Genomic DNA, 15,244 nt, shown 5'->3' with positions numbered 1-15,244 from the left:
ATTATTTTAGTTAAAAACCCTGCTTAGACGGTACAGAGAATAGGGAGTATTAAAGGCTATCACATCAAAGGAGCATAAAACAGGCTCATTTTTTATCAAAAATAATTTTGAGGGTGAAAGTTGGGTTGGATTTAGTCAATCAGATTATTCTGAAATTGATATAAATTCCAAAACTGTACCCGATTCTTTGACAGACTACATTCAGATTGCGGACTATTTAACCAAGGGCTTAGAAACGGATATAGATAAAGCACGAGCGATTTACATTTGGATTGCTCATAATATCAAATATGACTTGACTCAAATAAATTCGGGCAAATGCTATGATTCTGACCAAGAAATTATTAACGAAGTTCTTAATGAAAGACAGGGCGTATGTCAGCATTACTCAGAACTTTTTCTTGCAATGAGTAAATCGGTTGGATTAGAAAGTCACCTGATAAGTGGATATACAAGAGATATATTCGGAAATATTGCAGATTTAAGCCATGCGTGGAATGGGATACGAATTGATTCAAATTGATACCTTAAATTACGGGATTGATAATTATAATTTATATATCACTCACAAAAACAGACAATTTCGAAATCCAAAATTGGAAGATTCTCGTGTAAAAGAATTAATTGATAATGCTGACAATGGAGTTTTTACTGCTAATGAGATATTTTATGGATTATTTTCATCTAACAAAGAACTTAACGACTTGATAACTGATGCACGGAACAGAATGCCAGATCTAATTTCTGACCTTGACACGAGAAAAAGATTTCGTTGATAGATATTTGAAAAAATGGAAACCATTACGAATATTTATGTTTTTAACTTATGGATACCAATTCCCAACCACGCAGATTGAAGTATCCCACGCAAAAGTCTACCCTTTTTACCTGAGAATTAGAAATAATAGATTGGAGACCTTCTGTGAATTTAGTTTGAATATTATCATAAATCTGGGCCATCTCGGTATAAATATTTTCTTCCTGCAAATCTACAAATTAAATCTGAAGAAATGTTTATTAACATGGATTTGATTTCATGACATGATAACTCTGCTATCCAGTGTAAATTTCGCACAATGGAAGTAAGGGACAACCAAAAATAAACTTCAACAAACCAGATATCGGCCTGTATAAAGACTATCGGACACTACCGTCCCATCGGCAGTTTTAAATGCCAGATAAGTCTCTATCATATCTCCTTTCCAATCTGGCGGCAATGACAAACCGGCCTTCTTGTTTGCTCTTTTACCGGCATTGAGATCATACACCGATACACTTTTTGCCGGGTCGTGGGCAACCAACATAACCATGTCGTCGAACCAGGCATTTCCTTCTGCGTTCGTCTCCCAGTTGACCCGTAATTCACCCTCCACAACTTCGGCATGCACGTTGGAGGCACTGCTTAGCGAACCCAGGGAAACAAGTACATTCGGATAATCCAACCCCACTCCCTGATCTCCTTCTTTCACGGCAAACTTCATGTTGTAAGACATGGCTGCATTAAATGCGGTCATCCTTCCATTGGCTTGAGACTGGAAACCAATCCTGAGAAATGGAGTAATAGTTCCCAGAAAATTCATGGCGACCGATAACCGACTTCGCTGTTTGAGCTGTTTTTTTGTTTTGGGATCATTCACTCTGGCAGGCAGGCTTCTGATATAATCGATGTCCCTCCACGACGCGCCTACCACATTCCCCACTTTACCGGAGAATCCTCCAAAAGTACCATCTTTTACTCTGCCCATACTGTTTTTCTTTTGATTATAAGCGTTATATAGGTCAAAGTAATGCAATTAAAATGATAATACCAAATATTTATCGCTTGTTTTATCTGGTTTTTATCTGATATTCACTCATATTTACGTTTTGTTTAAGTCTTACCCGAAACTTGCTTTCGTCTGATTTATCCGAACGAGGTACGACCCAGGTACGAGTGAGATACGACCCAGGTACGTCAGAATTTCAACGATGTATGACTTGTATATATTAAAAAACCGGCCCTTTAGGGAGCCGGCTTTTTAATATACAGTATCTTTTGGTTTTAAACCCCGATTTACAGATTCGGATTTACGCTGTTCCACTGATCTACCGGCGGGATAATACCCATAGCGATCACTTCGTCACGCAATTTCACCAGATGTCCATAGCTCTGTTTCAGTTCAGCAATTTCAGCATCGGTACCTTTCACTTCACCGAATGAAACACCATTCTTGTCAAGTGTAGTTTCCATCGCCATCATGATATGTTCGAACCCGGGGATGTTTACATAGCATCCTGACGGCCAACGGAAAGATTCGCCGCCCATTGTAGCACGGATCATCTCAACCGAAGTGTAAGAGGGGCTCTGGAAAGAAGAACGGCCGCGCAGTTTGATGATATTGGCACCACCTTTGGTTACGCGTGTTTTTAATTCAGCCCATTGTTCATTAGTGAGAGCATCAGTTCCGATCAGTTCAGTAAGCGGTTTGCCGTCCACTTTGGCAGTAGAAGCGAAAACAGCCATCTGTTCGCCGTGACCGCCATAGGTGCGGGCACCGGTCACTTTGCTCTGCTCCACGCCGAAATGTTTTGCCAGTTCGCTTTGCAGACGGGTGCTGTCCAACGCCGCCAATGTAGTTACTTGAGACGGTTTCAATCCTGAATAGATCAGGGCTACCAGTCCGGTAATATCAGCCGGGTTGAAGATGATGGTCAGATGTTTCAGGTCGGGGCAATATGCCTTGATATCTTTTCCCAGTTGGGCAGCGATTTCCGCATTGCCTTTCAGCAGGTCTTCACGGGTCATACCGTCCTTACGGGGTGCACCACCTGAAGAGATCATGTACTTGGAACCGGTGAAAGCTTCTTTCACATCTGTGGAGTAAGTGAAGTTTACTCCTTCGAAGCCACAATGGCGCATCTCCTCCACTACTCCTTCTAGACCCAATGCAAACGGGTCATAAAGGCAGATATTGGGCGTTAAACGCATCATGGCTGCTGTTTGCACCATATTGGAACCGATCATGCCGGCAGCTCCTACAATCGTTAATTTGTCGTTCGTCAGAAAGCTCATAATTGATTTATATTTGAATGTTAATAATACGTCCTGATACAAGTGTGATTTGAGGCTTCAAATATACAAAATATTGCCGTATCAGGAGGCATACCAACTAATAATAAACGCTAAAAGAGATGGGTTACAGCAAGCTCCATGCTGCCGTTAAACCGGCCATCACGATCGCCACCATACTCATCAACTTGATAAGGATATTGAGCGAGGGGCCGGAAGTATCTTTAAAAGGATCACCCACAGTATCACCCACCACAGTGGCCTTATGCGCTTCGCTTCCTTTTCCGCCCAAATGACCCTCTTCGATATATTTTTTTGCATTATCCCAGGCTCCACCTGAATTGGCCATAAAGACGGCAAGTACGAAACCGGCACCCAAACCGCCTGCCAGCAGTCCCATTACTCCGGCTACACCAAAAATCAAACCGGTCAATATGGGTATGATAATGGCCAACAGCGAAGGCAACAACATCTCCCGCTGTGCCCCCTTGGTAGAGATAGCCACACAGCGCGCATAGTCAGGCGTAGTCTCTCCTGTCATTATCCCTTTTATCTCACGGAACTGGCGGCGCACCTCGTCCACCATCTTCTGCGCGGCCCTTCCCACGGCGTTCATGGTGAGGCCGCAAAACAGGAACGCCATCATCGACCCGATGAAGATACCGGCCAACACCTTTGGGTTCATAAGCGTCACCTGAAAATAATCCATGAAGTCCACGAAACTGGCTTTTGCCACCTCTACCGTTTCACCGTTAGCCAACTCCAACAGGTCGTCTCCCAGCCGCAACATCCCGATCCGTATCTCCTCCACGTAGGACGCGAGCAACGCCAGCCCGGTGAGTGCTGCCGATCCTATGGCAAATCCTTTACCCGTAGCGGCTGTAGTATTTCCCAACGCATCCAGTGCGTCGGTACGTTTTCTCACTTCCGGCTCCAGCCCGCTCATCTCTGCATTTCCGCCGGCATTATCGGCGATAGGACCATAGGCATCGGTAGCCAGGGTAATTCCCAGTGTGGAGAGCATCCCCACCGCAGCAATGGCGATACCGTATAGTCCCATACTCAGGTTGCCTGCAGAGATCATATTCTCTACATCGAAACGAATGGCGGAAAGGTAGGAAATCACAATAGCCAACACAATGGTAACTACCGGTATCACCGTGGATATAAACCCTGTCCCCATTCCGGAGATGATTACTGTAGCAGGGCCGGTCTGGGCACTGGCAGCAATACCTCTTGTCGGTTTATAGGAATGTGATGTAAAATATTCGGTGCCCTGCCCGATGATAATCCCGGCAAGGAGACCGGCGATTACAGAGAAGGACAATCCCACCCAGTTACTGAAACCCAGCAGGTACAAAATACCGAATGTGGCACCGGCGATCAGGATCGCACTTACATTCACCCCCCGGTTAAGAGAATCCATCAATTGTTTTACAGAAGCATTTTCTTTTGTCCTTACCAAAAAGATCCCAAGAATGGAAAGAAACACACCAATGGCGGCAATGATCATAGGGGCAAATACGGCATTCTTCTGCATCGACGGATTCATTATAAAGGCCGATGCTCCTAATGCAGCTGTAGAAAGGATAGAGCCGCAATAAGATTCATAGAGGTCGGCACCCATTCCTGCCACGTCTCCCACATTGTCTCCCACATTATCGGCAATGGTAGCCGGATTACGTGGATCATCTTCCGGAATACCAGCCTCTACTTTCCCTACCAGGTCGGCACCCACATCGGCTGCCTTGGTATAGATCCCGCCGCCTACACGGGCAAACAAGGCTTGTGTAGAAGCCCCCATCCCAAAGGTAAGCATGGTGGTGGTGATCATGATCAACTTATGGCCGGCATCGGCATCCTCCACAAAGTGATCCAGGATCAGGTACCATGCAGAGATATCGAGCAATGCCAGCCCCACTACAACAAGCCCCATCACGGCACCCGACCGGAATGCTACCTGCAGCCCGCTATTCAACGAACGACGTACAGCATTGGCCGTCCTGGCCGATGCATAGGTGGCCGTCTTCATACCGAAGAACCCTGCCAGACCCGAGAAAAAACCACCGGTAAGAAAAGCGAACGGCACCCAACTGTTTTGTAGGCCGAAGAAAGCCATGACAGCAAAAAGAAGAGCCAGGACAATAAATACCGCTGTCACCACTTTGTACTGTTGTTTCAGGTACGACATGGCTCCCTCTCGAACGTGACGGGCAATGGTCTTCATTTTTTCCGTGCCCTCACTTTCCTTCATCATTCTCTTAAAGAAGTAATAAGCAAAAATCAGTGCCACAACAGAGGCAACTGGTAGAAGGTAAAAGTAATTCATAGATTATTAACAGTTTAATATTATGTTTTTATTCCATAAAACAGGTCACTAAAAAATAGGTATTAATGCTATTTGGGACAAAGATACCAAAAAAGAAAAAACAGGAAAGGCATATCTCAAAGATTTCTTGATATTTTACCCTTGTGAGACCATTTTTTTCATAACTTTGTTTGTTTCGTCGCAGGGATTTCCCATCATGACGGATTGTTTCACGGTAATGGATTTGAGCGATCCGGATTCGCACACTAAACAGATTATATCATGGTAAAGAATTTTCTTTTAAAAAGCGATAAGAGCCCGAAAAATGTCCAGATAAAGAAAGACATTATCAATCACTTTATCACTACGGGGAATGACACAATTGCTGAGTTATCCAAAGAGCTCGACCTTAGTGTACCCACTATAACCAAATTTATAGCCGAACTCAAAGATCAGGGATTGATAGCCGAATTCGGCAAGATTCAGACGACCGGCGGGAGACATCCGAGCGTATACGGATTAAACCCTACTTCCGCTTATTTTGTAGGAGTGGATATGAGCCGGCATCACCTGAACATAGCCTTGATGGACTTTACAGGAAATATAGCTGAATATCAGATGAGTATTCCCTACACTTATGAAAATACAACGGAATCATTTGATCTTCTTTGTGACCATATCCAGAAATTTATTGACAAGACCGGAGAACTCAAAAAAAAGATTCTCAACATTAACCTGAACATTTCAGGCCGTGTAAATCCCGAATCGGGGTACAGTTACAGCAGCTTTTATTTCAGTGAAAACCCGATCAGTGAAACGCTTACAAAACGGCTGAATTACAATGTAGGCATTGACAATGACACTCGTGCCATGGCATATGGCGAATATATGAAGGGTGTGTCGGAAGGGGAACAGAATGTCATTTTTGTAAATATTTCCTGGGGGTTGGGTATCGGTATTATTATCGACGGGAAGCCCTATTACGGGAAATCAGGTTTTTCCGGTGAATTCGGCCATTTTCCGATTTTCGAGAATGAGATTCTTTGTCATTGTGGGAAAAAAGGATGCCTCGAAACAGAAGCATCCGGTGTGGCAATACACAGAATGGTGATGGAGCGTATCGCAAAAGGAGAAAGTACTCTCCTCACAGAGCAGATAAAAGATATCAATAAACTCACCCTTACCGACATTATCAAGGCTACCAATATGGAAGATCCTCTCTGTATCGAGATCGTGGAGGAGGTGGGGTATAAATTGGGAAAATATATTGCCGGCCTCATCAATATCTTCAATCCGGAGCTGGTGATTATTGGCGGACAAGTAGCCGAAACAGAAGGGTTTATCATGCTACCCATACGGAGTTCCATCCGAAAACACTCCCTGAATCTGGTAAATAAGGATACCCGCATCGTAACATCAAAACTGAAGAACAAGGCCGGGATCATCGGTGCCTGCATGATTGCCCGAAGCCGCCTGTTTAACGAATAAGTTCAATTACATTAGACTATTTCTCGCAATGGCATAGCTCAAGCAAGCTTGGCTCTGCCCATATTGCTTAACGAAATAGTTCCAACTCTTCTATCAGATGGCCGGCTCCTGCGAACTTATCGATGACAAAAAGCACATACCGGATATCTACGATGATACTTCTCTGGTAATCGGGTAAATACTGTATATCCCCTCCTACTCCTTCCCAGTTCCGGTCGAAATTGAGGCCAATCAATTCTCCTTTGCCGTTCAACACAGGGCTTCCGGAATTGCCTCCTGTAGTATGGGTGGTAGCTGCAAAATTAACCGGCATATTACCATCAGGCAGGGCATAATTGCCAAAATCCTTTTCCCGGTAAAGAGTTTTCAGCTTTTCTGCCACCACAAACTCCCAGTTATCGGGATCCTCTTTTTCCATCACACCTTTCAAAGTGGTCTGATGGGCATAAGTGACTGCATCACGTGGATGGTAGCCTTTCACCTGTCCGTATGTCAAACGCAGTGTCAGATTAGCATCAGGAAAATGGGTATAGGACCCATCCATAGCCAGAATGCCTTCCAGATACGTGCGGCGTGCCAACGAAAACGGCACATCATAATTACTGAGTTGATCACTGAGCGAAAGTGCCTCTTCGGTTACCGAGCGTGCAAACCAAAACATGGGGTCATTTCGCAACTGCTCTAACTTTTCCTTATCGGAGACAAATGCCAAGGGGTCGGAACAAAACGAGTCCCAGTTCCCGCGATTCCCGAACAGGGAATAAGTAAAAATATAATCCACAAACGCCTCCACTTCGCCACGGAACCGGGTATAGAGAAGATCGAAGAAAAGGGGTTGCTTTTCCCTTTCAACCAGCCGGGTGTACTCAGTGATCATGGCTGTCGATATCTTTTTATCTACAGCAATATTATAATCTTTATCAGCAAATAAATTATAATCCTGTTCCAATTGCGAAACCGCTCTCTGCATATCTTCCTCTACACCATCCACAACTTGCAATAATATATCCCATCCTTTTAACGGCACATTGGCAAATTCCACTGCCCGTATAATCCCTTCATTTAGCATCCAGCTTCTGTAACGGAGATCGGCTCTTTCTTGAACCATTCGTTCAATCTCTTTCAAAGCTCTAATATACTGCTGCTTTTTATTCTTTTTTGCCCATTCCGACAGACGATTCTGCTGTTCCAATTTCAATTGCTCAAAATCGCGCATATCAATTGCCCAATTGGTTCCGATAGCATTCTTATAAGCATTGGTGGAGCCGGAATACTTAGCCGCATATTGGATCTTCACTGCCGGGTCGCTCAGCATCTCTTCCAGCATGGCATTCTGGCGTACCTCCCGCATATCGATCCGCACCCGGTTGTCGATATCCCTTCGTTCGGCCACCTCCCACGAAGTATAATACTTGTGGGTTGTACCGGGAAATCCCATGATCATCGCAAAGTCGTCCTCCTCAACTCCTCCGGTGGAAATTTTCAACCACCGTTTCGGTTTTAACGGCACATTCTCGGGCGAGTAATCGGCAGGATTTCCCTTTTTATCGGCATACACACGGAACAATGAGAAATCACCCGTATGACGGGGCCACATCCAGTTATCGGTATCGGCGCCAAACTTGCCGATGGAACTCGGCGGAGCACCCACGAGACGGACGTCCGAATAGATTTTTTTAGTAAACATAAAATACTGGTTACCATTAAAGAATGGTTTTATCTCCACCTCGATACCTGGAGCAGACAAAAGCTCCCCTCCTGCTCTCTCCCGTGCAATGCGGTTAAGATAAGAGGGTGACAGAAAGAAAACAGCATCGGTATCCTGCTCTTTATCCCTTTCAAGGCACTGTTTCACATAATCGGTCACATCTTCCATCCGGTCGATAAAGGTGACAGTCAGCCCGGGGTTAGGAAGTTCCTCGGCTCTTGTCATTGCCCAAAAGCCATCATCCAGATAATTATTCTCTAAAGAACTGTGACTCTGTATCTGTCCATATCCGCAATGATGATTGGTAAGTACCAACCCCTCTGACGAGATTACTTCTCCAGTGCACCCTCTTCCAAAAAAGACAACCGCATCTTTCAACGAAATACCATCCGGGTCATAAATATCGTAATCCTCCAGTTCCAAACCGAGTTTTTGCATCTCGGAGAACTTTTGCTGTTTCAACAGATGGAGCATCCACATCCCCTCATCGGCAGATGCGGTAAAGACAAAAGAGTAACACAGGGTCAGATATAACACCAATTTCTTCATATGATTATATATTTTTTATACACAAGAACCAAGAGGCAAGACTTGGAATTTGGAATGTCGAATCCGGGATTAAAAATCTCCCCGTCTCCCCAGTCTCCCATTATACATATTGGCACATTAATTTTCCGTTTGGGCCGATAAAGTTAAGAAAAATGTCAATAAGAAGGGTTAACAATGTATGTTTTTCCCTATCTTTGGAGTGTAAGGCTGAAGCTTAATTCTTATAATTCATTGCTTCCAGTTCTAAATTCCTAGTTTTTAGTTCTCATTTCTTATTTCTAAAACAAAATGCATTACGAAACACTTTTCCAGGAAATTCACCGTGAATTACAATCTATAGAAGACACCGGAGAGGCAGCCAATTACATCCCTGAATTAGCGCATATAAATCCCGATCAGTTCGGCGTACATCTTACCACCATCGGAGGTGAAGAATTTGCTTTTGGGGATGCCGAAAAGCGTTTTTCCATTCAGAGTATTGCCAAAGTGTTCACCTTCGTACTTGCCTATTCCCGAATAAAGAGCAGTATTTGGGAACGAACCGGACTGGAACCGGCAGGCACACCCTTCAACTCATTGGTTCAGTTGGAGTATGACAAAGGTATACCGCGTAATCCGTTCATCAACGCCGGCGCCATTGTAATTTGCGATATTCTTGCAAGTGAGTTGGCCTCTCCCAAAGAAAATATACTTTCGTTTATCCAACGGATAACAGGTATAAACAGTATCGATTATAATCCCAAAGTAGCTTTATCGGAGAAAAAAACGGGTTACAGAAACTATGCCTTGGTCAATCTTATGAAATCATTCGGAAATATCAAAAATGATATTGACAGGGTGATGGATATATATTTTCATATCTGCTCAATAGAAATGAGCTGCAAGGAACTCTCTCAGTCATTTCTTTTTCTTGCCAACAACGGAATTGTCCCTTATTCAGGCGAACAGATACTCTCTGTGAGCCGGACCAAAAGGGTCAACGCTCTTATGCAGACTTGCGGATTTTATGATGAAGCGGGCGAATTCACCTTTAAAGTCGGCCTACCCGGAAAAAGCGGTGTAGGGGGAGGCATCGTAGCCGTCCATCCTGAAAAATATGTCATTACGGTATGGAGTCCCCGCCTCAACAAAAAAGGAAATTCATATAAGGGTATGCTGTTTCTGGAAGAATTCACCACCAAAACCAGCTCTTCTATATTTTAATGGAAAGGAGTGTGATTTACCCAACTCTCGCAAATAGGAATAGTTAATGTATGCAACTAAATTTACATGCGAGAGTTAAGAGATTTATCAATTCTTAAATTTACAAAAAAGGACAGTGAATCATTGGGCTTTAACCTGAAAAGGGTTATTTTTGCGGTCGATTGGAAAATAAGCACTTAGATGAAGATAAACTTAAAGGAACGAACTCCACAGCTGATTGCCGTAATAGGTGTACTCGTCATAGTGATGGCTATTCTCATCGGATTCCTCATTACCAGGAATACACAGATGAGTGAAATGCAGGAACAATTCACCATCGACAAACAGGAACTGGAAGATGAATACGAAGCTATTTCACTGCAATACGAAGGGTTCAAGTTCAGTGTCCAGAACGATTCCCTGTTGTACAAACTGGAGAATGAACAAGCCAAGGTACTTCGTTTACAGGAAGAGCTCCGCATGACCAAAGCAAGTGACCAGGCCGAGATCAAACGGTTAAAAGATGAACTGGCCACATTGCGCAAAATTCTTCGTTCTTATGTACAACAAATTGATTCACTCAACAGGCTGAATGAACAACTTCGTGCTGAAAACCGACAGATTACCGATCAATACCAAAAAACCACACAGACCCTCAGAAAGGTATCCCAGGAGCGGGAGCAACTCTCAGAGAGAGTATCGCTGGCAGCGCAATTGGTAGCCACCAACATTAATGCCAAAGCGGTAAACGACAGAGGCAGGGAACAGACGCGTCTGAGCCGAAGCACACAATTCGTAGTATCTTTTACCATCGCCCGCAATATCACCGCCGAACCGGGTGAACGTACCGTCTACGCCCGCATAATGACACCCGACGGGTCAGTCCTTTCAAAAAGCCCATCCAACACTTTTCCTTATGAAAACGGGAATATTCTCTTTTCCATGAGACGAATTGTGGAATATGGCGGGGAAGAGATGCCAGTCACTATGTACTGGGATATTGAGGAATTCCTGATGCCCGGCACTTATAAAGTCGATATTTTTGCCGACGGACATCATATCGGTTCGTATAGTTTCGATATGAAAGATTAGCATTTTTCGTCGTTTTAACACTCCGATAAATTTCTTTAACGGAAAATCATGCAGCATTTCCGGAATACAGGCATCTATATTAGTAATTGCCCCCTTTCCGGTAATAACAATGAACAGATGAAAAATGCTTCCTGTTTGATACCTTTGTGTATACTATTCGGATTGATCGTAACGGAATTACATGCACAGGATTTGAATGATGAAATGAAAAAAAGACTTCGTCAGTCACTCATTACGCCCGAAAAACAATCCGGACAGCAACAATATCAACATTCTCCCCAGATATTACCGGAGCAAGACAGAGAAATCCTCAAAGTATCTCCAACAACCAGGCTTCCCACAAGAGGAGACAAGATACAGTTACTTAATCCCCCGGAAAAATACAAAATACACATAAATACGACTGTCACCAATGCTCCTCCAATCAATCAACGACCGGCAGGATCGGTTCGGTATGAGTTTGTTGGAAAGAATATGCAAATAATCCCCACCGGCGGCCAAATAGTGAAACCTTCCGGCCGGGATTTCGATCCAATACGTACCCGTAACAGGAAAAGGCACGAAAGAACCGATCGGCTGGTTAAAGCCTATAATAACAAGTAGGGTAAAACGGGATCATGGGATAGCGTGAACCGCCTGGTTTATTGCAACATCCCCAGAAAAGTCTGTTCGTCAATAATTTTCACACCTAATTTTTCCGCTTTTTCTAATTTGGCCGGTCCCATATTCTCTCCGGCAAGAATGTAGTCGGTATTTTTCGAAACTGACCCGCTGTTCTTTCCCCCGTTTTGCAGGATCATAGCCTTGTACTCATCCCGCGAATGGAGTTCGAATGTTCCGCTGATGACGATAGATAATCCTTTCAATTTATCGGTCTTTGCAGCCAGCACCTCTTCGCTCAATGCAAACTGTAACCCATATTGCCGTAACCGTTGAACGAAATTGGAATAGAGAGGATTGGCAAAGTAAGCGGTCACACTTCGGGCGATCCGCTCGCCAATTTCATCCACAGTGATCAGTTGCTCCACAGTCGCCTGAGCCAACTGATCGATATCCGGAAATGCCTGTGCCAGTTTCTGGGCTACGGTCTCACCCACAAAGCGGATGCCCAGGGCATACAGAACCCGTTCATAGGGTACTGATTTCGATCTCTCTATACTTTCCAGCAGATTATTGGCGCTTGTTTCTCCCCAACGCTCCAAATAGACAAGGTCTTCGAACCGCAACAGGTAAAGATCGGCAGCATCACAGATCAACCGTTTCTCATAGAGCAGATTGATAGTCTCCGGACCTATGGTGATATCCATGGCTTTACGGGTGACAAAGTGTTCGATACGCCCCTTTATCTGCGTAGGACATCCCTCACTGTTGGGACAGTAATAGACGGCCTCGTCCTCATTGCGCACCAAAGGGGTTCCGCAATCAGGGCATTTGCGGGTAAAAGTAACCTTATCACCCAATAAGAAACGAGCTTCCTTATCTACACCGGTAATCTTGGGAATGATTTCTCCTCCTTTCTCCACATAGACCCTGTCGCCAATATGCAGGTCAAGGGCAAGGATCGCATCTTCATTGTAAAGAGAAGCTCTTTTCACTGTAGTGCCGGACAACAATACCGGCTCCAGATTGGCAACAGGAGTAACGGCGCCTGTCCGTCCCACCTGATAGGAAACCGATTCTAGGCGTGTAACCGCCTGTTCCGCATTGAATTTAAAAGCGATAGACCATCGGGGAAATTTGGAGGTAGCCCCTAAATTCCGTTGCTGTGTCAGTGAATCTACCTTCAGTACAACTCCATCGGTAATCACCGGAAGTGTCTTTCGTGCAACATCCCACTCTTTCAGATAAGTGAAGATCTCCTCCAGAGTACTGCATTTTCTCATAGTGTCGGATACGTTCAACCCCCATTTGCGAGCCAGGGTCATATTCTCAAAATGGCTGCGAGACGGGAGGGAATCACCCAACATTGAATAGATATAGGATTCCAGCTTACGGGAAGCCACCACCCGGGAATCCTGCATTTTCAGGGTACCCGAAGCGGCATTGCGCGGATTGGCAAACAGAGGTTCTTCCTGTTCAGCCCGCTCTTTGTTCAGTGCATCAAAAGAACTCCACGGCATCAATATCTCACCCCGAACCTCAATATAAGGCGGTACATCATCACCTTTCAACACCAATGGTATATTGCGGATGGTCCGCACATTGGCAGTCACATCATCACCTTTCCGTCCGTCACCACGGGTCACCGCCCGTGCCAGCCGGCCGTTCTCATAGACCAGGGAAATGGAAGTACCGTCAAACTTCAGCTCGCATACTATCTCGAACTCTTCGTTCAACGTCCGCTTCACCCGGTTGTAGAAATCAGCCACCTCTGCCTCCGAATAGGTATTCTGAAGCGAAAGCATGGGAAAACGATGAACCACCTGTGTGAAATTATTGTTAATATCGCTTCCCACCCGTACTGATGGCGAATTAGGGTCATAATATTCAGGGTATGCTGCTTCCAATTCCATCAGTTGTCGCATCAACCGGTCAAATTCAAAATCGGAGATCGTAGGTTGCGATAATATGTAATAATTATAATTATGCTCGTGCAGCTGGGAGCGAAGTGATTCAATCTGCTGTTTGACTGATTCCATTTTTGATAGTTTTTATTGACAAAGATAATGCGGAGAAAAATTCATTCCAAAGGAAAAAAGGGATTAGCGGAAGATCTCCATCCATGGATAATCCACTTTCTTCTTCGCAGGTTTGTAGAAATTACCAATATTCGCCGTAATGGAAAACACTTGCTGAAACAATACATGTCCTTCTGAAAAATGAAGGTTGCAGTTGATCCGTGCAGAGACATGATGCGACTCCAGCAGACGTATATACCATTTGCTTTGGAGGTAAGTAGAACCTCTCAGGAATGGGGTGCCCCAATAGAGATTTCCGCCATATACGGGGAATAAGCGCATCCGTGCATCTCCGGTATACAACCTGTTCTCCGTACCGATCCCGTACAATTCGGCATCAGCCCTTGCGGTAAAGCCTACCGGTTTATAACTCTCTTCCGCTTCCCGATCCCTTTCGAATCCGGCAAAAATACCGGCGGACAATAATCCTTTAAAGCTGTTTGCCGCCTCATATTCCAGCCCCACCGATGCCATACCCTGTATTTGTTCGCTTACGCCATAGGCTGGATTTTCGGGAAAGGTACCTGCATAATGAAAAAGATAAGACTGAAAATCGCCGAAGAAGATTCCTCCGGAGATTTTTCCCGAGAGACCCAGATAAAAACTTTCCCGGGTATCCGCCGCCGCATGCCCGGTCCAGTCCATCCATGCATTAAAGAAGTTATCGTCCTTTCCTATCTGCAAAAAAACACCCTGCATAAGCGGCATAAAATAATTCACCGAATCCCTGAAAAAGAGGTCGGAATAGTTAGATAGCACCTCTTTTCGCGGAAAAGCTCCCGCCCGTAAAAGTATCCCTGGCTTTTTATATTGGTAATAGAGCGTTACAACCGTTTTATTGACGGCTTTTTTCATTCCGGGAATCTTGAGCAGGTCTATGCCCGCATAAATGGTATGCGTTGAATCCCATGTGACACCTCCCAGCGTATTCAGCCATATCCCGTGTAAAGTCTGCGGAGCGGCGAAAGAAGACCTCTCATATTCCTGATTATCGAAAAAATAATCAAGTCCTACCTTCCAGCGGTACTCTTGCGCATGTAACGCGGATATCACAAATAATATACATATTACAAAGGCAAGTCTTTTCCACATACCCTTATTGATTTACCGATAGTATTGATATATGCTGACTTATTGACTGATTGACGTCCTAATTTATTCAGATCATCCCACCGGGCCATCTTATCTCC

General features: G+C 44.6%; 11 protein-coding genes. 5 read left to right on the top strand and 6 right to left on the bottom strand.

What is annotated here, in order from left to right; genetic code table 11:
* Positions 1–187: 187 nt before the first annotated feature.
* Positions 188–523, top strand: a complete 336-nt coding sequence (locus tag U2P89_RS06195; protein ID WP_322190934.1) for a transglutaminase-like domain-containing protein — start codon at positions 188–190, stop codon at positions 521–523.
* Positions 524–1,106: 583 nt separating this feature from the next.
* Here the strand turns inward: U2P89_RS06195 and U2P89_RS06190 are convergent.
* The 3 genes from U2P89_RS06190 to U2P89_RS06180 form a co-directional block, all read right to left on the bottom strand.
* Positions 1,107–1,745 (bottom strand): DUF6266 family protein, encoded by a 639-nt coding sequence (locus tag U2P89_RS06190; RefSeq protein WP_322190933.1) that lies wholly within the window; start codon positions 1,743–1,745, stop codon positions 1,107–1,109.
* A gap of 308 nt (positions 1,746–2,053) precedes the next feature.
* Complete coding sequence (locus U2P89_RS06185) at positions 2,054–3,052, bottom strand: malate dehydrogenase (RefSeq protein ID WP_322190932.1); 999 nt, start codon at positions 3,050–3,052, stop codon at positions 2,054–2,056.
* A 124-nt stretch (positions 3,053–3,176) separates the two neighbouring features.
* Positions 3,177–5,378 (bottom strand): sodium-translocating pyrophosphatase, encoded by a 2,202-nt coding sequence (locus U2P89_RS06180; protein WP_322190931.1) that lies wholly within the window; start codon positions 5,376–5,378, stop codon positions 3,177–3,179.
* Positions 5,379–5,639: 261 nt separating this feature from the next.
* Here U2P89_RS06180 and U2P89_RS06175 point away from each other — a divergent pair, with 261 nt between their 5' ends.
* Complete coding sequence (locus U2P89_RS06175) at positions 5,640–6,845, top strand: ROK family transcriptional regulator (RefSeq protein ID WP_322190930.1); 1,206 nt, start codon at positions 5,640–5,642, stop codon at positions 6,843–6,845.
* A 67-nt stretch (positions 6,846–6,912) separates the two neighbouring features.
* Here the strand turns inward: U2P89_RS06175 and U2P89_RS06170 are convergent, their stop codons facing one another.
* Positions 6,913–9,102 (bottom strand): S46 family peptidase, encoded by a 2,190-nt coding sequence (locus U2P89_RS06170; protein WP_322190929.1) that lies wholly within the window; start codon positions 9,100–9,102, stop codon positions 6,913–6,915.
* Positions 9,103–9,390: 288 nt separating this feature from the next.
* Between U2P89_RS06170 and U2P89_RS06165 the strand changes: the two genes are divergently transcribed.
* From U2P89_RS06165 to U2P89_RS06155, 3 genes are all read left to right on the top strand, one after another.
* A complete protein-coding gene (locus U2P89_RS06165; RefSeq protein WP_092026601.1) occupies positions 9,391–10,305 on the top strand; it encodes a glutaminase in 915 nt (304 codons plus the stop codon).
* Between the two features lie 180 nt (positions 10,306–10,485).
* On the top strand, positions 10,486–11,376 hold the full coding sequence (locus U2P89_RS06160) for a hypothetical protein (RefSeq protein ID WP_091905689.1): 891 nt from the start codon (positions 10,486–10,488) through the stop codon (positions 11,374–11,376).
* Between the two features lie 48 nt (positions 11,377–11,424).
* On the top strand, positions 11,425–11,979 hold the full coding sequence (locus tag U2P89_RS06155; RefSeq protein WP_091905692.1) for a hypothetical protein: 555 nt from the start codon (positions 11,425–11,427) through the stop codon (positions 11,977–11,979).
* Positions 11,980–12,017: 38 nt separating this feature from the next.
* Here U2P89_RS06155 and ligA read toward each other — a convergent pair whose 3' ends face one another.
* Together ligA and U2P89_RS06145 are read right to left on the bottom strand one after the other, a co-directional pair.
* A complete protein-coding gene (ligA, locus tag U2P89_RS06150) occupies positions 12,018–14,015 on the bottom strand; it encodes an NAD-dependent DNA ligase LigA (protein ID WP_322190928.1) in 1,998 nt (665 codons plus the stop codon).
* A gap of 63 nt (positions 14,016–14,078) precedes the next feature.
* Positions 14,079–15,146 carry a hypothetical protein gene (locus tag U2P89_RS06145; RefSeq protein WP_322190927.1) on the bottom strand — a complete coding sequence of 356 codons (1,068 nt, stop codon included), beginning with the start codon at positions 15,144–15,146 and terminating at the stop codon, positions 14,079–14,081.
* Positions 15,147–15,244: the final 98 nt, after the last annotated feature.

The sequence above is a fragment of the Proteiniphilum sp. genome (genome assembly GCF_034331125.1).
Taxonomy (GTDB): domain Bacteria; phylum Bacteroidota; class Bacteroidia; order Bacteroidales; family Dysgonomonadaceae; genus Proteiniphilum; species Proteiniphilum saccharofermentans.
The sequence above is the reverse complement of the archived record's forward strand: the minus strand, read 5'-3'. Positions and strand labels throughout refer to the sequence as shown.